At 46.2% G+C, this 24,375-nt stretch carries 17 protein-coding genes; 15 read left to right on the plus strand and 2 right to left on the minus strand.

Features of this window, described 5'->3' with window-relative positions; all coding sequences use genetic code 11:
* The first annotated feature begins 1 nt into the window (after nt 1).
* The 10 genes from R84865_RS04605 (at nt 2) to R84865_RS04650 (ending at nt 14,754) form a co-directional block, all read left to right on the plus strand.
* Nucleotides 2-2,290: a glycosyltransferase family 2 protein gene (locus tag R84865_RS04605; RefSeq protein WP_435638962.1), complete on the plus strand. Its 2,289-nt coding sequence runs from the start codon at nt 2-4 to the stop codon at nt 2,288-2,290.
* Between the two features lie 91 nt (nt 2,291-2,381).
* Nucleotides 2,382-3,257, plus strand: coding sequence for a glucose-1-phosphate thymidylyltransferase RfbA (gene rfbA / locus R84865_RS04610; RefSeq protein ID WP_435637320.1), 876 nt, complete (start codon nt 2,382-2,384; stop codon nt 3,255-3,257).
* Nucleotides 3,258-3,278: 21 nt separating this feature from the next.
* Nucleotides 3,279-3,827, plus strand: coding sequence for a dTDP-4-dehydrorhamnose 3,5-epimerase (rfbC, locus tag R84865_RS04615; protein ID WP_435638963.1), 549 nt, complete (start codon nt 3,279-3,281; stop codon nt 3,825-3,827).
* A gap of 88 nt (nt 3,828-3,915) precedes the next feature.
* Nucleotides 3,916-5,031 (plus strand): glycosyltransferase family 2 protein, encoded by a 1,116-nt coding sequence (locus R84865_RS04620; RefSeq protein WP_435638964.1) that lies wholly within the window; start codon nt 3,916-3,918, stop codon nt 5,029-5,031.
* 21 nt (nt 5,032-5,052) lie between these two features.
* Nucleotides 5,053-6,738, plus strand: coding sequence for a glycosyltransferase family A protein (locus R84865_RS04625; protein WP_435638965.1), 1,686 nt, complete (start codon nt 5,053-5,055; stop codon nt 6,736-6,738).
* Nucleotides 6,739-6,866: 128 nt separating this feature from the next.
* Nucleotides 6,867-8,096: a glycosyltransferase family 61 protein gene (locus R84865_RS04630; protein WP_435638966.1), complete on the plus strand. Its 1,230-nt coding sequence runs from the start codon at nt 6,867-6,869 to the stop codon at nt 8,094-8,096.
* Nucleotides 8,097-8,103: 7 nt separating this feature from the next.
* Nucleotides 8,104-8,880 (plus strand): heparin lyase I family protein, encoded by a 777-nt coding sequence (locus tag R84865_RS04635; protein WP_435638967.1) that lies wholly within the window; start codon nt 8,104-8,106, stop codon nt 8,878-8,880.
* Between the two features lie 419 nt (nt 8,881-9,299).
* Nucleotides 9,300-10,937 carry a hypothetical protein gene (locus tag R84865_RS04640; RefSeq protein WP_435638968.1) on the plus strand — a complete coding sequence of 546 codons (1,638 nt, stop codon included), beginning with the start codon at nt 9,300-9,302 and terminating at the stop codon, nt 10,935-10,937.
* A gap of 92 nt (nt 10,938-11,029) precedes the next feature.
* Nucleotides 11,030-12,205 (plus strand): glycosyltransferase, encoded by a 1,176-nt coding sequence (locus R84865_RS04645; RefSeq protein ID WP_435638969.1) that lies wholly within the window; start codon nt 11,030-11,032, stop codon nt 12,203-12,205.
* A gap of 779 nt (nt 12,206-12,984) precedes the next feature.
* On the plus strand, nt 12,985-14,754 hold the full coding sequence (locus R84865_RS04650) for a hypothetical protein (protein WP_435638970.1): 1,770 nt from the start codon (nt 12,985-12,987) through the stop codon (nt 14,752-14,754).
* A gap of 267 nt (nt 14,755-15,021) precedes the next feature.
* On the opposite strand, the gene R84865_RS04655 is transcribed toward R84865_RS04650, so the two are convergent.
* Nucleotides 15,022-17,556, minus strand: a complete 2,535-nt coding sequence (locus R84865_RS04655) for a ubiquitin-activating E1 family protein (RefSeq protein WP_435638971.1) — start codon at nt 17,554-17,556, stop codon at nt 15,022-15,024.
* A gap of 630 nt (nt 17,557-18,186) precedes the next feature.
* Between R84865_RS04655 and rfbB the strand changes: the two genes are divergently transcribed.
* From rfbB to R84865_RS04680, 5 genes are all read left to right on the plus strand, one after another.
* On the plus strand, nt 18,187-19,275 hold the full coding sequence (gene rfbB / locus R84865_RS04660) for a dTDP-glucose 4,6-dehydratase (RefSeq protein WP_435639002.1): 1,089 nt from the start codon (nt 18,187-18,189) through the stop codon (nt 19,273-19,275).
* Nucleotides 19,272-20,174, plus strand: a complete 903-nt coding sequence (gene rfbD, locus R84865_RS04665) for a dTDP-4-dehydrorhamnose reductase (RefSeq protein ID WP_435637310.1) — start codon at nt 19,272-19,274, stop codon at nt 20,172-20,174. The genes rfbB and rfbD overlap by 4 nt, the downstream gene beginning before the upstream one ends.
* 45 nt (nt 20,175-20,219) lie before the next feature.
* Complete coding sequence (locus tag R84865_RS04670; protein ID WP_435637309.1) at nt 20,220-20,558, plus strand: hypothetical protein; 339 nt, start codon at nt 20,220-20,222, stop codon at nt 20,556-20,558.
* A gap of 7 nt (nt 20,559-20,565) precedes the next feature.
* A complete protein-coding gene (locus R84865_RS04675; RefSeq protein ID WP_435638972.1) occupies nt 20,566-21,591 on the plus strand; it encodes a glycosyltransferase family protein in 1,026 nt (341 codons plus the stop codon).
* Between the two features lie 92 nt (nt 21,592-21,683).
* Complete coding sequence (locus tag R84865_RS04680; RefSeq protein WP_435638973.1) at nt 21,684-22,862, plus strand: hypothetical protein; 1,179 nt, start codon at nt 21,684-21,686, stop codon at nt 22,860-22,862.
* Between the two features lie 209 nt (nt 22,863-23,071).
* Here R84865_RS04680 and R84865_RS04685 read toward each other — a convergent pair whose 3' ends face one another.
* Nucleotides 23,072-23,977: a Hint domain-containing protein gene (locus tag R84865_RS04685; protein WP_435638974.1), complete on the minus strand. Its 906-nt coding sequence runs from the start codon at nt 23,975-23,977 to the stop codon at nt 23,072-23,074.
* Between the last annotated feature and the right edge of the window lie 398 nt (nt 23,978-24,375).

A 24,375-nucleotide genomic window follows, 5' to 3' on the forward strand; every position in this document is an offset into this window, starting at 1 on the left:
GATGACTTTTAAAACGTTTTTCCTTGAGACATTACCGTTAAAGCTTGGACTAAATACGTCTCCGCGGCTTTCATCCATCGGCATGGTCAAGTGCTCGGCGGATGACGATATTTCTGCCATTTTTTCGTGGGAATCGACCGGCGATGAGGCGTATTTCCACAGTGAAAAAGCACTCCCGCGTGTGGGCTTCAACATGCTGGAGATAGAGATAGAGCATGACCAAACATCCGCTGCTGCGGGCATAACGTTTGATCGGGGCAATGGTTTTGACCGCCGCAATACCATTTACCTTGCGGTGAGACGAGGTCGAGTGGCCAAGCGGATTTGCTATGTTCCCTGGGGAATTAAAGGCATCCGGTTAGAACCTTTATCAGGGAAAAAAGGTTCTTTCTCCATTAGACGCTTCCGCTTTATCTGGCTGACGCCGCGTTTTGCACACAGCAGAATGCTGCGGCGGCTGAATTACGCCGATAGGCATTTCCAGGGCGCTGGTGAGCGGAAGATTTATACGGCGTTGCGGCAGGAGAGCCAGGAAGAAGGCGTGAACTGGCGCCGGTTACTGACGGCCTACTATGAGGGTACCTTTGCGCGCGGTGCGCCAAATTTCAATTACGCACTATGGCGTGAACAGATAGAGCCGTTAAGAGAGCCTTCCAATAACCGCGTGTCGATCGCTATTGAAAAATTGACTGAACATTCGAATTTCGGCATCGCAATAGCCAGCCAAGGGGCTTCGATAGACGACGTGGCGACAACCGTCGACTCGCTAATAGCACAGCGTTATTCGCGCTGGTACTTATTGGTAACCGCCGAGCAGAACGCTGATAGCGATATTCAAGCGTTGCTAGCGCAGCGCTTGGAACAGCACGAAGATTTGGCGGCGCATTTGCTGATTCAACCATCCGATGGGGATGGGGCATTTTATAATTGGATAACATCGTTATCCGATCAGCTCGATTATATCTCTGTCCTGGCGGCAGGCGACGCGCTCGCCAGCAACGCGACCTACCACCTCGCCGCTCACAGCTTTCAGCACCCAGATGCAGCGTTGCTGTATGGCGACGAAGATCGACGGATAGATGGCGAGCGATCATTGCCCAATTTCAAGCCAGAATGGAACGCCGATCTACTACTGTCAGTGAACTACATGGGTCGTGCGGTCGCCTTCTCGTCACAGCGGCTGCTGCAGTTCATTCAACCGATCAAATCGTTCGAAGACGTGGATTTGCATGCACTGCTGCTCGCATTTACCGACGCATTGCCCAAAGAAAATATTCAGCATGTAGCGTATATAATCCTGCACCGTCGTTATTCGGATACAACCAGTGCCGCTGAACTGTCGCCAAATGGCCCAGGTTACAGCCGCTCAGCGGTATCGCAGTTTTTGAAGGAAAAAAACGCTGATGTCGTTGTTTCCGAGCAGATAGGTGTGGGGTGCCGTGTGCAATGGAATTTGCCTGAAACGCCTCCTTCGGTAACCTTGCTGATTCCCACGCGCGATATGGTGCATATGCTCAGGCCATGTGTGAATCGAATTCTCGAGCTAACTGATTATCCGAACTTCGACATTATTATCTTGGATAATCAGTCCTCGGATCCCGAAGCACTCGCCTATTTGAATGACATCGAACACGAGGCTCGAGTGCGCGTGCTGCGCTGGAATCACCCCTTCAATTACTCAGCGGTCAATAACTTTGGGGCTCGCCACTGTCAGAGCGATATCATCGGTTTGGTCAATAACGATATCGAGCCGATCAATAGCGGTTGGCTAACCGAAATGGTCAGCCACGCGATCCGGCCGGAGATAGGGTGTGTAGGGGCTAAATTGTATTACCCCGACGACACGCTGCAGCACGCAGGGGTCATTCTTGGTCTGGGTGGGGTTGCTGGACATGCCCACCGTTTTTTCCCTCGTAGCGAAGGGGGCTTTCAAAATCGTTTGAATCACATCCAGAACCTTTCGGCTGTAACGGCTGCATGTCTACTGTTGCGCCGCGACCTGTTCGAGAAGGTCGGGGGCTTGGAAGAGGAGCACCTACCGGTGGCGTATAACGATGTCGATTTATGCCTCAAGGTAAGGGAATTGGGTTACCGGAATCTCTGGACGCCGTTTGCCGAGTTATATCACCACGAATCGGTGTCTCGCGGGGCTGATGATAATCCCGCCAAAAAGGCTAGGGCGAAGCGCGAGGTAGATTATTTCCGAGGTCGTTGGGCAGACCAACTGCTTCATGACCCAGCTTATAACCCGAACCTTACCGTAAGCTTCGAAGATTTTTCGTTGAGATAGCAAACGTTTCTTCGAGTCGTTGGCCGCTGGGAAGGTGCTGCCAATAAACCTTTAGATTGTATGCAAACGCTGCGGCGTTTGAGTGGGAGTAATGCCGGTGGCACGCAAAGGAATTGTATTAGCCGGTGGTACGGGAACTCGGCTGTATCCGCTAACGTTCGCAATATCCAAACAGTTATTGCCTGTATACGATAAGCCGATGATTTTTTACCCCATTTCAGTACTTATGCTGGCGGGGATAAATGAAATTCTTATCATCTGCACGGGATCCGATCTGCCTCTCTTCAAGAATCTGCTGGGAAATGGTCGTCAATTCGGAGTTCGCTTTGAATATGCAGTGCAGGAAGCACCGGAAGGATTAGCTCAAGCGTTCATGCTTGGCGCTAATTTTATTGGCCGTGACAGCGTTTGTTTGGTGCTTGGCGATAATATTTTTCACGGTCAGCACTTCTCCGAAAAACTTCTGAAAGCCAGCAGCAAGGAAAGCGGCGCAACCGTATTTGGTTACCCAGTGAACGATCCAGAGCGCTTTGGTGTCGTTGAACTGGACGAGTCGGGTGAACCCCTTTCCGTTCAAGAGAAGCCTTCGAGTCCGCGCTCAAATTATGCCGTAACAGGACTCTATTTTTACGATAATAGCGTGATCGATATTGCGAAGGAAGTCCGGCCATCTGAGCGAGGTGAGTTGGAAATTACGCCGATCAATAGAGCCTATTTGGAACGAGACGCGCTTGAAGTGGAAAAGCTGGGACGCGGATTCGTTTGGCTGGATACCGGTACTCACGAAAGCCTGCTCGAAGCAGGGCAGTACGTGCAGACAGTGGAAAAGCAGCAAGGCCTAAAGCTTGCTTGTTTGGAAGAGATTGCTTGGCGCAAAGGATGGATTTCTGACCAGGAGCTGTCTGACCAGGCGCACTGCCTTCGTAAAACAGGATATGGCCAATATCTGTCGTCTTTGCTGACATGATAAATGGAACGTTAGATATCTATGCTCTATGAACATCTTGCCATCGCTGATGTGGTCTTGATCACCCCAAAAGTGTTTGAAGATAGCCGGGGCTTTTTCTTCGAGTCTTTTCGTCAAAAAGAGTTTGAGCACCACTGTGGCGACTACCGGTTTGTCCAGGATAACCACAGTGCCTCTCGACAAGGCGTATTACGCGGCCTGCATTATCAGCTGAAACACCCCCAGGGCAAGCTAGTGCGGGTGACAAGGGGCTGCGTATTTGACGTCGCGGTTGATCTCAGGGTCAACAGCCCGACGTTCGGTCAGTGGGTCGGAGCAAGGCTCGATGACGAGCGCAAGCAAATGCTATGGGTACCCCCGGGGTTCGCTCATGGTTTTTATGTGATAAGCGAATTTGCTGAGTTCCAGTACAAATGTACGGAGTATTATTTTCCAGAAGATCAATACTCTATTTCGTGGAATGATTCAGATATTGGAATAAAATGGCCCTTAAGTGGCGATGCTCCGTTATTGCTATCAGACAATGATTCTAAAGCAATAAGTTTAAAAGAAGCATCATTCCAATTTTAACAATGCTTGCAGTATTAAATATTTTGCTTATATTTAAAAGCAATCGATTTTGTTCTGCTGGTATAAATGCCTAACTCCAGGAGATATAATGAGCGAAGAAGTAAATGGCGATGACGACCTACAAATTCAATTGTTGGAGCCAAGTCTGCATTTTTTATCGGATAAACTAAACGATACGAGACGGTCTCTCGCAATTGAGAGAAGGAAAAGTCGCAGTAAGAAAAAGCGTGAAAATAATGCTGATATTGGCGCTTTTACTCCCGAAGAATTATCCTTTAGCGACGCGCGAAACTATTATAATCAAGAAAAATATCGTGAGGCGCGCGAAATCTATCTATCGTTAGCGCAGCGTAAGCCTGAGATGAGTACGATCTGTGAGAGTCTCGCGCGCCGATGCGCTCAGCTGATCACCGACGATAGCGAAACTAGTGTGAGTGATCACGCCCCAGAAAATAGTGACTTTGCTGAAATCTTTAAAAATGAGGAATCTGGCTGGTCCGCGGTCATCACGATGTGGAAAAGAACGGATTATCTTGAAGAGCAGCTCGAAGCGCTGTTTAACCAAACGATTCCACCTGACCAGATTATTATATTGCAAAATGGTAACCACTTCGTTGTCGCTCCGGAGCTGATAACCAAGTATGGTCTTCAAATTATTCGATCAGACGTTAATAGTCTTTATACAAGATGGATCGTGGGATATCTTTGCGATTCTGAATATATTTATGTCTTAGACGACGATGTTATTCCAGGTCGTCATTGGATTGAGCTTTGTATCAGTACGTCCAAGGAAGGCAATGCGTTGGTGGGGCCATCTGGACGAAAAGCCGCGCTGGATAATAAAGATAGGGCATGGGACAGTGTTGAAAATCTCGGAAAAGATGAAGCATTGGAATGTGACTGGGTATGCAATGCGTACTTTTTCAAGAAGGACTGGATCAAATATATCGTAAGCTGTGCACGTTACAATAATACTCAGAAAACCTTTGATGATATCCAGTTGGCGACCACGTTGAAGCAAAATGGTGGAATCAAAGCAATGGTTCCTCCTCAGCGCAGTAGAGACGGGGAATGGAGTGGTCATACCAAACGCCAGTATGGGCATGACGAGCACGCATTGTGGAAGCGCAATGCGTCATTACATCTCGATGAACGTAGGAAGTTTATCCAAGAGATAGATGATGCCGGGTTCGAGTGGTCTTAACAGGTTTCGGGAATTAGGAAAATGAGCATCGATATATCAGCATGGCTGGAATCCGCAGCACCCAATCATCTTATTCGTTTGAAGGGGGCGAAAGTTCCCGGTAGGAAAAGCGAGTTCATCGACTTCATCTCGCGCTTCTCTTTTCAGGTTCCTTCCTTGGAAGCTAGAACATCATCTTTGGATTGGTGGGAATCTCACTCCAATATCAAGTCTTGCCAAGCTGTCACTGCTTTATGTGTTAGTACGGCCCAGATTGGCGAGATAGAGCAGATGTCCGACAGTTTGTCGAAAAGCATCGTTAAATGCTGGAGCGCTGAAAAGGACGAAACAGCTCTGCTCGATTACGTTCTATCAGAAGATTGGGGCAAAGTGCTCCTTATCTCCGAAAAAGAGAAGAATAAGATAATAGAGTCTGCAATTAAGCGCGTTCACAATAGTCGCTCCGACGAGCTTGCTCTTTTCGTTATAAAATTGTGTACTCAGAGAAATGAGAGACAAATAGTCGAAAAAGCCGTCGGTAGAAAGGGGTATGCGGAGCTCATGTTTACCCTTTTGCAGAAGGCGAAGGGTAGAACTGGCGGTCTACTCAAAGCGGCCGCGTTCCTCCTTCGAAGGGAGTCTCCGCTGATCAACGAGGGGATTTCCATTCCTCTGGATAGGGTAAAAGACTTTACTGTCAGTAATGAACTTGATGATCAGACCCTGTTCGCCATAATTTCCTTGCTAGTGAAAGTGGGAAATTTGGATGTGAGCCGTTGTATTGAAGAATTTTCAGAATCTCACCCCGCGGCGATTGAGATGCTGCTATACACATTTGGTCACCGGGTGTTGATATGGGATGAAATTCAGGCTTCGTGTATCGCTAGTGGTATCGCTCCCTTTAATAACCAGGCGATCAAAAGTAAAACGCTGAATAGTTTTTACGAAGCGCTAGCGGAGAAAGGTCAGGAAGGGCATGGCGGAGCCAAAAAGCTCAATAAGTCTCTGAAAGTAGGCGTGATAATAACTACTTTTAATCCAGATACAGTAAAGCTGAAGTCATCGATCTCATCGGTACTTCATCAAAATTATAAAAATACGTATGTCGTTCTCATTGACGACAATAGTTCGCCTGAGATCCAGGAAGAGATTGATCGCGTCGTTTCAGAAATTGATGACACGCGGGTAGTATTTTATAGAAATCCAGAAAATATAGGCCAGTATCTTTCCAGAAACAAGGCGGTAGAGCTTATGGAAGACTGCGACTATTTTACTATACAAGACGACGATGATTTCTCCCATCCTGACCGAATCCAAGAGCAACTGTATTTGATCACCGGAAATGATCAGCTGAAGTTGGTAATGGCACAGCAAGCTAGGTTCACTGAGGATATGCGGTACGTAGCCGATAAAAGGGATCCCCTCATCTTTGATCCTAGTCCCGCGACGAGTATGTTCTCGCGCGAGACGTTCAAAGAAGTGGGAGGCTTCTCTAACGTACGCACCCGAGGAGACACCGAGTATATTCAGCGTATCAAGAATCGCTGGGGAGAGGAGTCTATCTCGTACGTAGACGCGCCCTTGTACCTTATGCGCTGCACTCCCGATACAGTTTCAGCTTCAAAGGACAAAACGTTGAAATCACAGTTGGATGTTTTTAGAAGGAAGATGTCCAATCCAGAGCAATTCCAAAACATCACTACTCAGCAGTGGGCGTTAAGTAAGTAACCTGCCTGCTAGCTTAGTGTAAGTTTAAGTCCCTAGTGAGATTTGGCGATCAACCTAGGGGCCTTTGTTGTGCCTCTGATATGATGGTGAATCTTGGTTCGAGACCACCGATAAGTAGGTTGAATAAAATGTTTAATGGCCCAAAGCTGACCAAGCATGTTAGAGAGTTGTTGTTATCTGGAGATTTTGTTCAGGTCGAAGAAATTCTTTATAAAGATCTCCGAGAATTCCCCGATGGGGAGCGGAATAGGATAAAGCAACTTCGTAAGCTTTACGACGGTGTAAAGAGGGAAAAAGAGAGGCTATCTGGAGCGGGCGAAGAAAAGGTTAACTTGCAGATCTGCCAAAAAGAGGTAGAGGAAATTGAGCGCTTTCCTAAAAACCTTTTTACGCTCAATAGTGGTTTCTACTCGGTAGGAAAAAAATTCAGCGAACCAGGATCGTTTGAAGAACAGTTCAAGAACGAGTCAGAGCAGACGCGAAAGAAACTAACGCTAGCAAGGTTTCATGTGCCGGTAGATGCCGGCAACTACGACGATCTCGGTATTCTCGATAATGTTTCCATTTGTGGAGCAGGCTCAATGATGCACGCTTACGCATTTGGGGAAGACCTTTACCTGAATGAAGAGTCGGCGCGACTTGCAAAGGCATGCACAACAAATTCGCGTAAGGTTATCGAAGAAGAAATTCCGCGGGCACTGCTGCTACCTATACCTCATCATCCAGGTAATTATTACCATGTGATGGCAGAGATGGTTTACGGTCTGAGATTTGCGCACCGAGTTGCTAAAAGTATTCCCATTATTTACCAACAAGATGATTTTGGTCTCCTCCCGCCGATTTGTAGAAGGCTAGGGATCAACACCAAGCGTTTGCTTAGCTTCGAAGAAGTAGCAGGATGCTCTATAAAGCAGGCTGTACTGCCCGGTCAACCACCCTATTACTGGAACAGTAACGTATTCGATTTTTTCGGCAATCTTGTGCAAAGCGAAGAGTGTGGGCTGTTAAATCTGTATATTTCACGCAGTAATGGAAGCAGAGGGCCAAGCAACGAGCGCGATTTGGAAGTATTATTGTCCCGCAAAGGTTTTATTATTATTCACGCTGAGAGCCTGAGCATTGAACAGCAAATGCTCTTGTTTTCGATGGCCGGCAAGGTAGTCGCTCCGCATGGAGCGGGCTTGACTAACATCGCCTTTATGAAAAAGGGCTCTTTCCTACTGGAGCTTTTCCCCAGTCATATGCTTATTAGAGACTTTTACATGAGGTCCAAGCATAACGATATGTCCTATAAATGTTTTATCTACGAAGACGAGATAGATGTAAAAGCGATTGAGAAATTAATATCCGATACTTGAGAGTAAAATGAAATATTTGAATTTTCTGTGCGGATCGCTCCTCAGCGCAACACTGGTCTTCAGTGGTTATGCTCAAGCTGATGCCCCTTCTCAACCATACCAGCTCAAAAACGCAGCGAGATGTGCGCCCCATATCGGCAGAGGGGGAAATTTAGAAGGCCACGGGATATATTATAAGGGCAAGTGCGAGGGAAACGGTGAGCCCCCTAGCTTGGATGGAGGCAACGTTCTCGAGTTTAAAGCAAGCGGTAATGAAGAGCGAAAAACGGATAGAAGCGAACTCGCGGCTACGTTGAATCAAATGCAGCTGGGTAAGCAGTACTATATCTCAGTTAAGATGCGAATTCCGAAAGAGACATCCGTCACCAACGATTTTTTCTACGTTATGCAATTTTGGCAGGGTCCTAATTTCAGTCCGCTGGCGGGGATTCGTATCACTCGAGGCACCTCTCATGGAGGGATGCTTATGGCAAGAGATAAAAAGTATCCACGGGGCCATAGTGTTGCGAAGATAGATTTTTCAGACGGGAAATGGAAGAATTTGATTATCGGGATAAGGGTTAAGAAAAACGGGCGAGGCGCCATGCAGCTGTATGACACTCATGCAAGATTGGCGCAGTGGAACGGGAGGCTTGGCTATTCTAGTGATAAAAGGGCCCTTAGTATTTATCGGCTGAAATTTGGAATATATAAAGCGGCTGAACCTGGCGGAAACTACCAAAGTATCATGACGGTTCCAAGAATATTCGATAATCTTGAAGACGCTCGCACCTATTTTGACTAATTCAGTCGATTTAGTTTTTAGTCTTATCTGTTATCTACTTTTATTCAATGATTTAAACTTTTTGGCGCTGGGTTCAGCATCGAAAGATGGTAAAAGTAGAGGCACTGTCTCGAAGCGTTACTTACTATATGCCCCTGCGCTCACCTGAGTCACTGTATTTTCCACTGCACCTCCTACCCTGATTACGTTCTGCAGTGCGGCACTGCCTAAAAAAAAATATCTATGAGCGATCTGACACAGGGCCTGATGGTACGTTACTAAATCAGCGCTGAACCATATGCCTCTCATAACCTCTGCCTCTCGACGCTGTTAAAATCGGTGGATCATCCGAGACTAGTAGAGAGTTGAGTATAGCAATATAATTAATTCTATTAAACTTTCAGTCAGTTTTTTGCTAACAGACATTAAAAGAGTCTTTAATGAATAAAGAAAAGCTAATTGTAGATGACAATTTTGAAAAAGCGCTGGTTGAACAAGAAAGCGTAACTGCTGAGCTAAACTCCGACTTTGATTTTAATGAAACTAAAAGAATTAATTTTGTAGTCAACGGCGTTACATTCGAAACTTTTTTCAAGGCATCTAGTACCAAGCGACTTTTTGTTCTTTATCCCGGAGGCGGCAGGAGGAGAACCAACACCAGATTTGATAGAGTGTCTTGGTCTAGTAAACTGAATGGTAATGTCTTATGTATAGAGGACCCGATGTATAAAATTCATCCCGGTATCTATTCGGGGTGGTTCTATGGGGATGAAAAAAATTTTTTAATGGACGATGTGGTTTGTATAATTGAAAAAATTATAAGTAGAAAAAAAATAAGTAGAGAAAATGTGGTTCACATCGGTTCTTCATGTGGTGGCCATTCTGCTGTATACGGGGCCCATAGCGTATCAGGCAGCACTGCATTAGTTTTCAACCCACAACTAGTACTCGATGCACACAAAACTTTTTTCGATTTGGAGAAAAAGTTAGGGCATCAAGTGACCGAAAATAATATCTCTGGACGAAGAGATCTAAGATCTGTTTTTAAAAACCCTGATAGTAAATATATAATTTGGTCTAATATTGAATGCCGTGACGATAAAATGCACACTGAATATGCAGTCAAGGAGTTTGGCGGCAGCTTGTCGACAGGGGTTCATATTTATGGTAACACCGTATTTTTAACAAATAGAATTAAATCTACAAATCCCCATATGGATTTTTCGTATCTTACTCCCGAGCATTGCATGATGCTTATGGACAATGTCACAAGAGAAAGTAAAAGTTTAGCCGGCTCGGTTAACGATTTAACAACAACATATATAAACGAAAAAAATTCAGAAGCGATAAATAACGCATTTAATATAACTAATCGCTCTTTGCTGGCCACTGAATACGAGGCTGTAGCTCCATTTAACAATATCTTCTTTTTGGCGCGAAGAGTGAAGAGTGACAATGACTGTCGATTTATCATAAGATTACAAGGCAATAAAACAAAACTGGAAGTGGGTTTTTTTATGCCATTTAAATACTTTTCGGATATTGAGTGGCATAGGCGGAAATTTAGCAGTAGCAATGAAAACGAAATATATCGATTAACGAAAAACGAGATGGGATTGTCAATTAAGGTAAATGATATAGAATTCGGGGATGCATCCCGGTGCATGACTAATATTTTGTCAGTGGTGAAAAAATATTACAATAGTGTCGCGAGTGATAATACACGTAGGCGTTATTTATTTTCTTCTCATAGGAAAATAGTATGCTATGATAGAACTAATAATTATTTTGTTCAGGCCGATATTGAATCATATGCCCTAAACCGGCTCATACCGCTAGAAATAGTGGGGGATTTGTCTAGCCCTTCTTTGAGCGAAGATGTAATTTGGTGTGACGATAAATTAATTAAAGAGAGTCCCGAGTTTGAGGGCATGAGGATTGGCGTCCAAAAAACATCTGATCCCTACTCTGTAAGTATTGTAAGAGAAGATGGTTTCTTTTTAAGTGCAGTTAGGTCTGGTAATGAATTTCGTTTTAAGAAGAATAAATCTGATTGGGAAAAATTTTTTATAGTGTAAACGTCTATAAATGACATGCAGATAGTCTTTCGACTTTTTAAATCAGTGAGCTGATACGTCGTTTTTATATTAAAAGTAAACTGGGGTTGCTTATGAAGACTTGTTATATATTAATTCGCTACAGTATGGTTTTAAAACGGAATTTCGACTTTGTCGCATTTCGAGATAATAGTTTTTCAGATTATAAAAATATGATATTCGATAGCGATAGAATGAGGCAGCGTGAGGAATTTTTCCTATCCATTACAGAACCATCCATGCGAGCTATTAAACAAAACGCGCCTAGCGATATTCGATTGCGAGTAATTATACTCACCTCCGAAGATTTGCCTGATCGAAATAAAAAAGTTTTGTCAGACATAGAAAAGAAAAATAGTTTTTTTTCAATTATTTATTTGAACGAAGATGCGAAATATCTTGATGTGCTCAGAAAGTTTATCAAAGATGATTTGGATAAATGGGGCAAGGACCAGGCAATATACGCGACTACTCGATTAGATGACGATGATGGTGTTTCTCAAGATTTTTTGGTCCAATTGAAAAACTATTTGAAAATTGGTTTCAGCAATATGTGTGTTTCTTTTTCTAACGGATATTCAGCTATTCATTTAAATAGAGATTGCACAGTATATTCTGATAAGCACACTGTGAACACGTCTCCCGGTATGACATTTATAGACGTTTATAAGAAGCATAGTCCTAAGGAGTCCGTCAACTTAGTATTCGACTTCTTGCGCCACAGAGATATGGATACATTCAGGCCCACTATAGTAGACGGGACTAAAAAGACTATATTATATAGCGTCCACGAGCACAGTGACTTGTCGATAAAACACAAGAGACGAGAAGTCTATCAAGAAGATAAGGTTCCAGTTAAAACCGTTGCTGAAAGATTTAGTTTTATAAAAAATGGCCGGGAGAGCGATTTGGGTCGGCTGATTACGTATCATGGCTCCATCTTATGCTATGACCGTGAGTTAAAGAGGATTGTGCATAAAGCCCCCAGAGTGTCTGAAGGTTATTTATTTTTCGATTTCACTTCGATGAAGTTAAAGACGGATGAGGGAAAATACCTAAGTTTAGATAGTGATTTAAATGTTTATCTGGTAGAAAATCCAAATGATTCTAATTTGCTGTTAAAAAAAGAGAAAAAAGATAATTTAATTTCAATTAAAAAAGACGATAAATTTTTATCTCCCAAAAGGAAAAGGGAAGACTTGCTTCTTTCAAGTAAGCTCGCCGATTGGGAAATCTTTGCTGTTGTATGACTAATGGCTCAGGATTAATATCTTTAGCCCGATGAGATTTTCAGCTGCTCTAGCGTGAACTAAAGGGAAATTTTATCATGAAAAAGACTTGTTATATCGAAGAACAAGTCTTCAGCGCCGTAAAGGAGCACGAGGCAAGGACAAGGTCACGAGGAGCTGTGCCGCCGGTAGGCTATTTCCGTTGGCTGCTTCTATAAATGGTGAAGTAAATATGCAGGACTGGAAGTGAATGAGACGAAGCGGCCTTTGGATGACGGGCCACTTGAAAAGCGAGGGTACGAGGGGTGTGTTGTCAAAAAATTGGTAAGGCCTCCTACTATGAAGACTGATGCAAACTATTGAACGAGTGTACCTCGATCAGGGTAGGCCACCTGGTCGTTTGATAGACACTTCTCGTACTATCTATCGATGCAAGAATCGAATGGAATTGGGTAGCGCTTTTAAGAGAAATCTGAAAATTCGGCAATGCAATTGGCAGCAGTCAGATATTGGTTATTGCATGTACTGCTGAAGTACAGATTTTGTGGTCAGCCATAAGCACATTTACCAGATTTATACTGAAGAAGAGCTGCTGATTAGAACGAACTCGTCGCTTTAGGTAAGGTTTGGCGTTATCTACGAGATCGAATGAGAGGTGGGTGGGCAAGTTCGTTCAGCCAGCTATTGGATGAGCATGGCTTCAAGGAATCAGATGTGGTTGATGTTTTTTCGCAGAGCAGTCTGACCGGTGCTATTAATATATAGAAAAGGTCAATTTTAGTTCAATCGAGGCTATAAAGTTGGACAATTCAAAAAAATTAAAGGATCGGCCTAGCAAAGCTGCACTTATCAGAATTATTGGGAATGCTATTCCTGAGCTTCATCATTCGACTCAGTCTGTGTCGAACGTGAAGCATATTGTCGAACGTGAGTCGACGCCTAGCCGGTTTGATAAGTTTTTTGTATTGAATAGATTGGTCGATAAGGAAGAAGAAAAATATTTGAAGGATTATCTGGAAAGTAACGGATTTCACGTATCGGTCATTTCCTTCAGCCTCAGCGCTTTTAAAAAGGTAGGGTACTCACTCAGTGCTATTCCGGACGCGGCATTTTGGTTTAAGAAGATTGGTCCTTGGACACAGATGTTTCGTAACACGGCTATAAGAACCAAAAAAAATAAATATTTGATGAATAACAATGGCGCCCGTAACCATGCATTGGAGATGTATCGGACTCGATATGAGTGGATTTCGCCCTGGGATGGTAACTGTTTCCTGAATGGGAACGCGTTTGCCGAATTGGCAGATGCGTTTTGGGGAACAAAAAAGAAGCCCAGCTACGTTATTACCCCAATGCAACGGGTCGATGAGACCACTGATATCGCAAATGATTCCCCTATTACTAATGCAATTGAAGAGCCGCAAATTTCCTTTCACGCTGAATCATCCCAGCGTTTTAATGAAAATAGAGTTTATGGTTACCAACCAAAAGTTGAGCTTTTGAAGCGTTTGGGTGTTCACGGTAGTTGGGATGAGAAGAAGGATTTGTACCCATGGAAGTTGCTGAAGGTTCGGGAAGCACCCGATGCCGGTGATTTTGTTTGGGCCGCAGGTGTCTTCCGTCTATTTTCCGGTAATGCTGAGACGGTTAATAACGGTGCTAGTCGGTCTTACACTAGGGGAATGGGAATAGTGGAACTTATCGACCGTGTAGAGGCTGTATATGTCGAAAGTAATCTTAGAGATCAAGGGCGGAAGCAAAAGGTAGAGCAAGCGCTGCGTAGGCGTACATTAGCGAGAGCTGGAGCTTCCGGCGCTATTCCTGATGCAAATAACCAAGAAGATATTAGTCTTGATAAAATTAAACGAGCGATACGGGTTACTTTTGCTAATCAGGAAAAAATTTCCTATCCACTTGAGACTATTCCAATTTACCAAGAAAATCTCAGCAGCCGTGGGCTAGTTCTATTCTGGCTGAAAAAAAGAGTCATGACATTACTAGCGGCGTTAAATGAAGGCCTGTTTTCTCGAGCCGTTAGAGAAAAAGTAGACGTTGTCATGCTCATATTTTTTCTGCTCCAAAATAGGTGGCAACTACCTATAAAATGTAAGCAAGAGCAAGAAGAACTGGCGCTTCTTATCGAGTGGATTGATGCGATATTTAAATTGTTATTTAGCTATGATTTAGCTAGCGATCTGAAAGCGGTAGGTCTTTCGCTAGACTCAATCAACGGCCCATTCTACATAAGATCCTATCATGGTATGTTCTTGGCTCTTGATAATAACAAAAATAAATTATGTCTGTGTAAAAGAGAAGATTCTGATTCTTTGCTAATATTTGATAAGGGAAAGATAAAAAAGCAAAACGGTAGACAACTTTTCCAATTGCTACCCACTATGGTAGGCAAAGCCGTACGTTCTAAGGTGGATGATCAATACAATTTGAATATTAGGTGGCATGGCGAGCATTTTGCGCTTATGTCGAATGGCCTTTTTCTGAGTGATCGACGTGGCCGTGATCTGTCCTTCGTAGATATAGTGAAAAGTTGGGAATTGTTTGAGCTGGTATAGTTAAGAGATATATATCCGCACGCTTGTTTAGTGGGTATTTCGGCATCTGGAGTACCGTTAATGGAATTGGCCGACGCCCAAATGCTTCTAATACTTTCGGCATGGCTTCTATTGGTCTAAAAGGCTACTTTGTTGCTATCGAATGCGCTGAATCTGTGACGGTTCAGACACCCGTTTTGAAATTTGCCACTCAAACGTTCTACTGAGGCGGTTTTGGTCGGTATGCCGAGACGAACATTTCGTCTCGGCGCTATGTTTCTTGTAATACTACGATACTCTCAGCCTGTACAGTATGCTTTCGCCGAGGCGGTTCTCTACGTAGATAGTTGTTTTGCAAGCATTATGCGAGCCGTCTACATAAAACGTGAGTCTTCCTTTCTCACCAGTAGTACCACTAAGTTTTTTATCAGTGACGTCGACTTCATCACCTTGAGTGAAACCATTGGTGCTTGCAAATTTCGACCACCCTCCGTGTGTCCAAGCAGCTATAAGCGGAGCACTGTATCGATCTAGAGGCATACCTGTAAGTTGTATAACGTACTGTGCAACTCCAGTAATCGGTACTTTAACCATACCGTCGTTGGGGATATTTAGAATATATTCAACATCGCTCACTTGAAGGAAGGTCCCCAACTTTGGATAGACCTGTTGCGGATTGAATGCCGACCATGTACTTGATTTTTCAGAAGGGGTTACGTTGAGGATTGCATCGCCACCCAAGTAACGGCAATGGGATAATTCTACCTCATGTATCCCTTCATTAGTTCCCAGCATCGTGAAATTCTTTTCGCCACTATCAACATTATAAGGTCGAGCAACTGTATTTCTCCCCCATACTAAGTGAAGCAACTGAGAATTTTTTCCATTAAGTTTAATGAAATTATCCTTCAGCATGTCCGCTTTGTTATCAGTAATAGTGGTTGGATAAAAGTGTGGGTACACGAAAAGTTTATCACCTTCAAATGTTTCCATTTGTAGATTGATTTGAAACATACACTCTGGTATAGAATTGTGTCTTGTTAACGTCTCAGCTTTGTCGAAGCTAGTCATTTTTGCTGCTTGATAATGATTATTAGTGTATGTGTTTCCCTGCGCTTGGCCAAAACTAAAAGGGGTTTTGCATGCTCCGTAAATATGGTTGTTGTGGAACACCTCCTGGCGGCCACGTGAACCAAACCCTTGTTGAGCATTGATGACGATATTATTCTCAATTATATTCCAAAAACCACCTCCGTGAGAGGTGTAAAAACTCGTCTCAGCCTTCTCGTTTTTGCCCGATCCGGCGTCAGGGTAATATTTTTGGCTACCGTCGTATGATTGTCCTCCTCCCACGTACTTGTTATTCCTGACAATATTGCGTGTCGATATGACGCTAAAGCCCTGAAAGTTGACCGCTTGTCCCCAAGAATAAAATTCACAGTCAGTCACTTTTAAGCCGTGGCAGGGGGTGCCCAGCAGCGCCATACTGAACCCATTGAAAATTTGTCTGTTACGTCCGTCGAAAATACAATCGCTGACCTGACCATTGTAGGTGTGGGCGAGTGTAAGCGGTCCGTAGCCAAAATGCTTGAAGCTAATTCCTCGAAAAACCGGATTGATAATTCCCGTTAAATTTATTCCATAGTTAGATTGTTTGTTATTTTGTTCTGACGTTTTGCTAGTATCAAGATCGAACGTGATATCTCCAGTCATTGAGAACTCAATGCGGGGTAAAAATCGAAGATAAGAATCTATGGTGACTTTGAAGGTGTCGCCTTTCTTGGGAGCATCACCTTCGAGCGTCCACGTGAACCAATACGTCCCGGAATTACTTGATTCTTGATCAAAAGCAGCTGGATAGCCTCTGAAATTATTTTCGCCATTATTAAACGTCACGAACCCAAATTCATCGCGATTGTTGTTTATTGGCGATTTTTCAAATTTTACTTTCACTTGAAGTGACTTGCGAGTACGTTTTTCTTTATCCCAGTATTGGGCATCCTCCAAGACTGTTCCTGTATATTCCAGCCCGGAGTCATAGTTAAAATAACACGGTTCTTTTAGCTCTATGGTGCCATTTTTCAACGCTTCAATACAGTTGACCTGACTCTCACACGTATTTGAGCGATTTTCTGTCTCGATGCCTCGGGTGTTTGAAATAATGACCATATCACCCTCCTGGAGACCTTCAGGAAGTTCCCCTGGATTATTAATTCGGATAGAACCTATTATTTCCTTAGATTTTATTTTGGTGCCATGAATGTCCACATCATGGACCGTGAAGTCAGTACCATCCAAAAAACTATTGTTGAAATATAGGAAAGCATATGGGTGAGAGTGTTTTGATTTCGTATAGCAACTTATGTGGACTTTCCCTACTGATCTAAAATCGTATTTTCCGCGTATTATATTCGAATGAGTGCGTACCTGATGCATAGTGTACTTCCCCGCAGGGATGTAGACCACCTTGTTCACAAACTCTTTAATATTGTAAAAGAAAGTTTGAATATCGCCCCCTTCCTTGAGCCCACACTGCCTCAGGTTTACTTCGTCTCCTAGTATCGGGTTCGCGTACAATTTACCAATTTTTATAGAATAGAGTGACTCGCTTTTCGAATTTATAGTATATAGCGTCGCTCCCGAATCGCCGACGTTATAATAGCCTTGAGTGAGTACCTGCTGCCCCTCGTTGAGGCTCTCAGCCTTCTTAAGATCTTCTACAGTAGCATAGATATTCTCTGCTAGGACCAACTTAGAGAGCGAAATACTAACGGACTTATCGCTCGATTGTAGACGGTCTGCGGTTAATGTAGTCGTGCTCATATCCATCTCCATAAACTAGCATTTGATTAAAATAGCTAATTATTTATATGAATACTTTCTCATCCTGTCAATATAGCTGTCTTGTGAGAAGGCGATGCTACACTTTGATATTGGTGAGTATTGTTGGCTACAAGTCCGTATGTTTCCTTCAAAGTATAAGTCGGCTTACACTGATAGTTTTCTTCACGAATACTATCGCGCCTATTTATTATTCTCTTTGAATTACGCTTGACCTACGCACCTTCGGCCGCATTGTGGTAGAACTCTCCCATAAGCATTTCTAGCCTCTCTTTTTTCGCTTCTGTTACTCGCTGGGGAGGGGATTTAACGTTGAATTTTTACTTACTCAGCGCCCCTCTTTCTATTTAGACAACCCTGCTAATAGCACCATAGCGTTCGAAAACGGACACTCGAGCGCGGAAAACTCCCGTATCCGGCTGGTCAGAGTGCGTAACCAGAAAACACCGGGTTAGGTCGATGAAACGTTAGGCTGGTCGCCACCATTTACACTGGATTGGCGGCTGGCCTCCTTAGCGCCACCTTCTTCGTTTTCCTTTCCCTCTTTGCTACCCTCCTTCTTACCGTACGATCTGCATTCGCTTTCCTTATAACTCTCCCTCAACAGGCCTTATTGTGTCTTCCATTCTTGTGACCGGCGGTGCCGGGTTTATCGGTTCTGCGCTGGTGCGCTATCTGATCAACAGCACAGACTTGACCGTGGTGAATGTCGATAAGCTTACTTACGCTGGCAATCTGGAGTCCCTCGCGTCTGTTGCTTCCAGCGATCGCTATCATTTTGAGCAGGTAGATATTTGCGATAGCAAGGCGTTGGATCGAGTATTCGAGCGTTATCAGCCGGGCGCGGTGATGCACCTGGCTGCTGAAAGTCATGTCGATCGATCAATCGATGGGCCTGCGGAGTTTATTCAGACTAATATCCTGGGCACCTATACGCTGCTGGAAAGTGCACGATGTTACTGGATGTCGCTCGATGATTCGGCCCGGCAGCGTTTCCGCGTGTTGCATGTGTCAACCGATGAGGTGTTTGGCGATTTGGGTGAGGGCGATCAGCGTTTCTCTGAATCAACCCCTTATGCGCCCAGTTCGCCCTATTCAGCGAGCAAGGCGAGCTCTGATCATTTGGTGCGCGCCTGGTATCGCACTTACGGGTTGCCGGTCGTGGTCACTAACTGCTCGAACAACTATGGGCCGTATCAGTTTCCGGAAAAGCTGATTCCGCTGATGATCCTGAATGCGTTGGAAGAGAAGCCGCTGCCGGTATACGGAGAGGGGCAGCAGATACGCGATTGGTTATATGTAGAAGATCACGCGCGGGCGCTCCTAGAGGTTCTGCGTCACGGTGAGTTGGGCGAAACCTACGCGGTGGGTGGACACAACGAGTGGCGTAATCTGGAGGTAGTGAAAGAGGTATGCCGCTTGCTTGATGAGTTGCATCCGCGTCGAGGTGGTCAGGGGTACGATCAGCTGATTACTTACGTTAAGGATCGGCCAGGGCATGATATGCGCTACGCGATCGATGCCTCCTATATAGAGTCGGCGCTCGGTTGGCGGCCACAAGAGAGTTTCTCCAGCGGCTTGCGTAAGACCATCGAGTGGTATCTGAGCAATCCCGAGTGGTGTCAGCATATCTTCGAGGGCAGCTATCAGCGCCAGCGATTGGGTACGGGGCAAGCTGCACTGAAGGAAGGCGAGTCATGAATATCGTGCTATTCGGCGCTAACGGTCAGGTGGGATGGGCATTGCGTCGCTCGCTGAGCGTGTTGGGCAGGGTAACCGCGTTGGGGCGAGAGCATACGCAAGAAGGAAGCGGTAATCTCAACGACGCTCAGGGTATCGAGCGTACCCTGATGCGGTTGAAGCCCGACGTTATCGTGAATGCGGCGGCTTACACCGCAGTGGACAACGCCGAGCACGATCAGCAGCAGGCCTTCGACGTTAATGCTCATGCGCCCGCGCTGTTGGCGCGACTGGCGAAGCAGCTGGATGCGCTGCTGGTGCATTACTCTACGGACTACGTGTTCGATGGAAGTGGCCATGCGCCTTGGCGCGAAGAAGACGCGCCGCAGCCAATCAATGTCTATGGGCGCTCGAAGTGGGAAGGTGAGCAAGCTATACACCAAACCGGCTGTCGAGCGCTGATCCTGCGCACAAGCTGGGTGTTTTCTACTCAAGGAAAAAGCTTCATCAGCACCATGATGAAGTTAATTCGTGAGAAGCCGGCGCTCTCGGTAGTGGCTGATCAGAGGGGAGCACCGACTAGTGCTGAGCTGATTGCCGACGTCACGGCTCATTTGCTGTGCAGAGTGGTGGCCGAGAATGCGCCTGCTCCTTCGACCTTGCATCTCGCTGCCGCAGGGGAAACAAGCTGGTACGAGTATGCCTGTTTCATCAAGCAGCAGTTGGAGGCTGTGGGTGAGACGCCACTTGCAGAAATTACCCCGGTACCGACGAGCGAGTATCCTACTCCCGCTGCCAGGCCGCTGAATTCTCGTTTGAATACAAAGCGAATTGCTGAATTAACAGGCTTAACTCTGCCTTCATGGCAAAATGGTGTTGGGCGGGCCGTCATTGAACGTCTTCGCTACGGTCTGCATTAGCATCTTATGCAGTTTCAGCATTTTCGAACGAGGTAGATTTTCACGATGGGGCAGTTAATCAAGAGTCGATTCGGCAAGTTTCTTGGCAAAGACACGGTAACCGGCAAGCTGAAGCTGTGCGGTCCGGCTGACTTTTCCGAGTGGATATTCCTTAAGGATGGCACCTTGCTGACGCACGCAGACGCTATCATTGATATCGTGGATGAAGAGCTGACAGTGGCTACTGTCCGGCGTGCCAAAAAGCGTAAGTCGAAGATCTCGGTTGAAACCGTGGATGGCGGTATCGCCTTGCTGCTCAACGGTAGGTACGTTAGTGATCGAAAGGGAAAACGCCTTGGGCTTGTAGATGAGCGTAAGGCTTGGGAAATTTTTGCGCCGCAATAAGGTTTAGATGCCTACTTCTCGCATTTTGTCGCTGAGTGATGGCGCCCGTCCAACGGAAGCGCTCTATTTCGATCACGTCATCCCTTGGCTTGAGCGCGAAGGTGTTCACTGCGAGCGTATCGACGCTTCCGCGCGTTCCCCCTTATTTTCGTCACGTTGGCGGCGCTCTTTGTGGGAGGGAGCGCACCTGCTGATTACTCGCTCATTGCCGATTGGCTGGCTGCGTTGGGTGCGCAGACATCGCGCCCAGCTTGGCAAGATATTTTATCTACTGGACGATGATTTTAGTGCGGCGGCGCAGGATTCGACGCTGCCGCTGTCGTATCGCAAGCGTATGCAGCGAGCAGCGTCGCGCCTTCAGCCGGCCATTTTGGCATTAGCCGATGAAGTAGTGGTGTGCAGTGATCATTTGCAGCGCGAACTGCAAGGTGTTCACTCGCGGGTGTCGTTGCTGACGCCCTCCCTTATTGCGCCGCTTCCCGACCTGTCCCATCAAACCGATACCGAGATAACAATCGGCTATTTCGGTACGCGCTCCCATATTGCTGACATCGAAGCGATTTCCCCTGCCTTGCAGCAGTTGGCCACGAGCTCTTCCGACGTTTCGCTTGAGATTATGCTGGGCAAACATACTCCTCAGGTACTCAGCGAACTCCCGCGCGCTACTGTGAAGGCACCGTTGAGCTGGGACGACTTCCTGCGTTATCAGCGTTCTCATCGCATTCATATTGGTTTAGCGCCGCTGCTTCAAACGCCTTTCAATGCTGCCAAATCCTGGATCAAGTTTATGGACACGGCGGCAATGGGCGGCGTCGGCGTCTATAGTAATAGATCGCCTTATAGTGACCTCGTGAGTGACGGCAAGGATGGTCTGTTAGTAGAGGATGCCCCCGAAGCCTGGTTTGAGGCGCTACACTATTTGGCTTCGTCGCCGCAGACTCGATTGCAAATGGCGCAAGCAGCTGCGCGTAAGGCGTTAGCGGCGGGGGATCCTCAAGTGGCGCGCGAGTTTTGGTTAGCGCGCGTGCAATGAGCTATTTTGGGATGTCCCCCTCACCGGCTATGCCTGCTGAGCGATGTGGTTCGGGAAGTACCTGAATAAAGAAGTGTTGGACAGTAGATATTATGCGCAGAATTTCAAAGAAGTGGTTGCATCGGCTAGTGACGGTTCATGGATTGGGCAAGGCACTTGATGCTCGCTACCAACGATTGGGCTTGTTCAAGCAGTATGCCGGGCTAGATGCGCTCGATATCTATATTAAGAAATGCTACCCGAAAGGCGAGGATCTGCTGCCTGGTTTCTCTTACCAAGCGGTGAGAGAAGAACTGTTCAACGATATTGAGGATGTCTGTATTGCGCGCATTCTCGGTAATGATCTGGTGCCTCGACACAAGCTGGGTCAAACACTGGAGAACACTCGCTACCTGCTAGAGCACGAGCAGCGTTTCGCGGGCTGCGAGAAAATCTGGATACTGAATCGCTTTTCAGATCGCACCGTTGCCAGTGAGTTGAAGGCGTTAATCGCGTCTTATGGACAAGAGTACGTCGAGATTCCCTTTATTCCCTCTCAGTATCGAGAGATCGGGCTCGAGCCGACCAGTGAGGCTCAACTCCGCCAGCATATTGGCACGCTTGAAAACTGTGGGCGCCCCAGTCAGGTGATGACGCTTGGCCTCGGTTTACTTCAGCGCAAGATTCGTTACGCGATGCCGATCAATGAGGCGCGTAATGTGGCGCTGGAGCAAGCGCGTTTAAGAGCCCGTTGGGCGCTTCCGATGGATGGGAACTGCATCATTACCAGGCAAGGTTGGAACGACTTCCATCAGGCAGTACAGGCGAAGCGCAAAAGTATTTACGCGATGCCGATGGCGCGTGCCGACGTGAACGATGCAGTCGAGAAGCGTGCCAATAAATTCTCCTACACAGAAGAACCTCAGTTAGCTTTCAACCGCTATTCCGATGAGAGCTTCGACGAAGGCTTTTACTACAGCCGGCGCGACAAGGTCGAATTCATCTGGCGCCTTGGAAAGAAAGGCGTATGGGACAAGTACAAGGACGCCTTCTTCGATCCTTCTCGCCGTCCTGCGGGAGAGCTCAAATCGCGCTATGGCGGCGAAGCAGGCAGAGTCATTCGGTTAAGCAGCGGTACCGAGGATGGCCAGATTTCTTCTGGCGACCGTCATGCGATGCGGCTCAAGGCCATTGTGGATTACATTGCCCACTTGGATGAAGCGCTAGGCGTCGAGAAGGATAAACGCCTTGATATCGGTGAGTTTACGGAGCGGCTGCGCTCGCTGTTTTAGCCGCGCTGTTCACCGGTGCGCCTAGGGGGAGCGGAAAGAGTGCTAGGCAGTAGCCTGCTTACTCGAAGACGATAGCAGTTGCCCGGATGAAGGCTAGCGTTCCGGGCGATCAGGCGAATGTGCAGTGGGTTACGGAAATTGCATCGTTGACCCCGCGACTCAGTGCATGGAGCCGCAAAAAACCGCCCTTGATGGGCGGTTTTTTGCATTTACGCGCTGTGCTGGTTGTTGGCAGTGGCTGTGTGCATTTCTTCGGCACGAATTTCTAGCTGCTGCTTGATCGCCGTTAGTATTCCAGCGTTGTGGTTAGGACGTACCACCGTGAAGCCGGGGCGTGGCGACATGCCGCCGCGCTGCTCCGTAGTGGGTTGAAGCGAAATAACGGCATTGTCGTAAAAGCCGCGGTTAATACCATTATCGGTATAGGACTCGGAGTAAACGCCATGGGCCATGATGACATCGAATTCGTCTAGCTCCAGGTGGAAATACTTAATCTGATCAATTTTCTGCTGTTGGTAAATGGTCATGCCATTGATCAAATCCATCGCACGCGCCAGCACGCCATTTACGTAAACATGATGCCAGGCTGAGAATGTAACGTCTTGCGAGGGAATGCCTGCACCTAATGCATGGGCGCAAATGTGAACAGGGTAGTTGTTGCGCTTCTCTTTATCGCTCCAACTCGCCATGTTGGTCAATGTGCGCTGACCAATCCACTTCAACGGTTGCGGCCCAGACAACGTATTGACCAAATCACCTTCCTTAAGTGCTTCGATCTTAACGTCACCGTTTGGCGTACTGATTAAGGTTCCTTCGGTAAAGCAGCCGTATTTTTGTACGTAAGCGCTGGTGGCCTCGACACTGCGATGAACTCGTAATTTTTCCGTGCGACTTAAAACATCATTATCGTTAGCGGTCTGATCAATCTTATCGAGGGTGCTGTCGGCCTTGTTCAGCAGATAAGCGCTGTTATCCGCTTTTAAGTCCGGTGTTAGTTCGCGCACTTGGCCGATCATGCCGTCGTAGCTGTCTTTGTTTAAAAATCTGGCGCGTGAATCGAGCTTGTCGCTAATCTCGTTCAGTGTGTCATTAACTTCCGATCTTGAAAGTGCCATGTGCTTCCCCTTGATCCCGATCGAGTGGTTTGGGCTCTGTACAGTAGAACGCAAATTGCGTCGCGGTAGTCGCTGAGTGACCGCCCCAATAATGATAGGGAGTGTCGATCAGGAATTCTGGGGCTCGATATGGGCTAAGTGACGAATCTGAAGCAAGGAAGTGACGGTTTCAGGGCGCTCATAAAATGGAAAAAATAAATTAGCTATTAGTATCAGCTTCTTAGACATTCGGAGCAGTGCGTAGAGTTGTCGGGTGACACGAGTAAATCTTAATCGAGATGGGGGATTTGTTCAGAAATGGTTCATTCTTGTGGCCATACTTCCGCCGTTTCAGTTAATTAATTCGAAAATCAGGTTCTCAAATGGGAGGTAGGGCTATCTGTCCTGCTGCTCGTCTG

This window comes from Carnimonas bestiolae (assembly GCF_051251145.1).
GTDB classification, from domain to species: Bacteria; Pseudomonadota; Gammaproteobacteria; order Pseudomonadales; family Halomonadaceae; genus Carnimonas; species Carnimonas bestiolae.

Coding starts and splice junctions, on each gene's coding strand:
- R84865_RS04635 (WP_435638967.1), top strand. CDS start 8,104: ATGAAATATTTGAATTTTCTGTGCGGATCGCTCCTCAGCGCAACACTG.
- R84865_RS04670 (WP_435637309.1), top strand. CDS start 20,220: ATGGGGCAGTTAATCAAGAGTCGATTCGGCAAGTTTCTTGGCAAAGAC.
- rfbA (WP_435637320.1), top strand. CDS start 2,382: ATGCCGGTGGCACGCAAAGGAATTGTATTAGCCGGTGGTACGGGAACT.
- R84865_RS04680 (WP_435638973.1), top strand. CDS start 21,684: ATGCGCAGAATTTCAAAGAAGTGGTTGCATCGGCTAGTGACGGTTCAT.
- R84865_RS04675 (WP_435638972.1), top strand. CDS start 20,566: ATGCCTACTTCTCGCATTTTGTCGCTGAGTGATGGCGCCCGTCCAACG.
- R84865_RS04645 (WP_435638969.1), top strand. CDS start 11,030: ATGAAGACTTGTTATATATTAATTCGCTACAGTATGGTTTTAAAACGG.
- R84865_RS04630 (WP_435638966.1), top strand. CDS start 6,867: ATGTTTAATGGCCCAAAGCTGACCAAGCATGTTAGAGAGTTGTTGTTA.
- rfbD (WP_435637310.1), top strand. CDS start 19,272: ATGAATATCGTGCTATTCGGCGCTAACGGTCAGGTGGGATGGGCATTG.
- R84865_RS04640 (WP_435638968.1), top strand. CDS start 9,300: ATGAATAAAGAAAAGCTAATTGTAGATGACAATTTTGAAAAAGCGCTG.
- rfbC (WP_435638963.1), top strand. CDS start 3,279: ATGCTCTATGAACATCTTGCCATCGCTGATGTGGTCTTGATCACCCCA.
- R84865_RS04655 (WP_435638971.1), bottom strand. CDS start 17,556: ATGAGCACGACTACATTAACCGCAGACCGTCTACAATCGAGCGATAAG.
- R84865_RS04685 (WP_435638974.1), bottom strand. CDS start 23,977: ATGGCACTTTCAAGATCGGAAGTTAATGACACACTGAACGAGATTAGC.
- R84865_RS04620 (WP_435638964.1), top strand. CDS start 3,916: ATGAGCGAAGAAGTAAATGGCGATGACGACCTACAAATTCAATTGTTG.
- R84865_RS04605 (WP_435638962.1), top strand. CDS start 2: ATGACTTTTAAAACGTTTTTCCTTGAGACATTACCGTTAAAGCTTGGA.
- R84865_RS04625 (WP_435638965.1), top strand. CDS start 5,053: ATGAGCATCGATATATCAGCATGGCTGGAATCCGCAGCACCCAATCAT.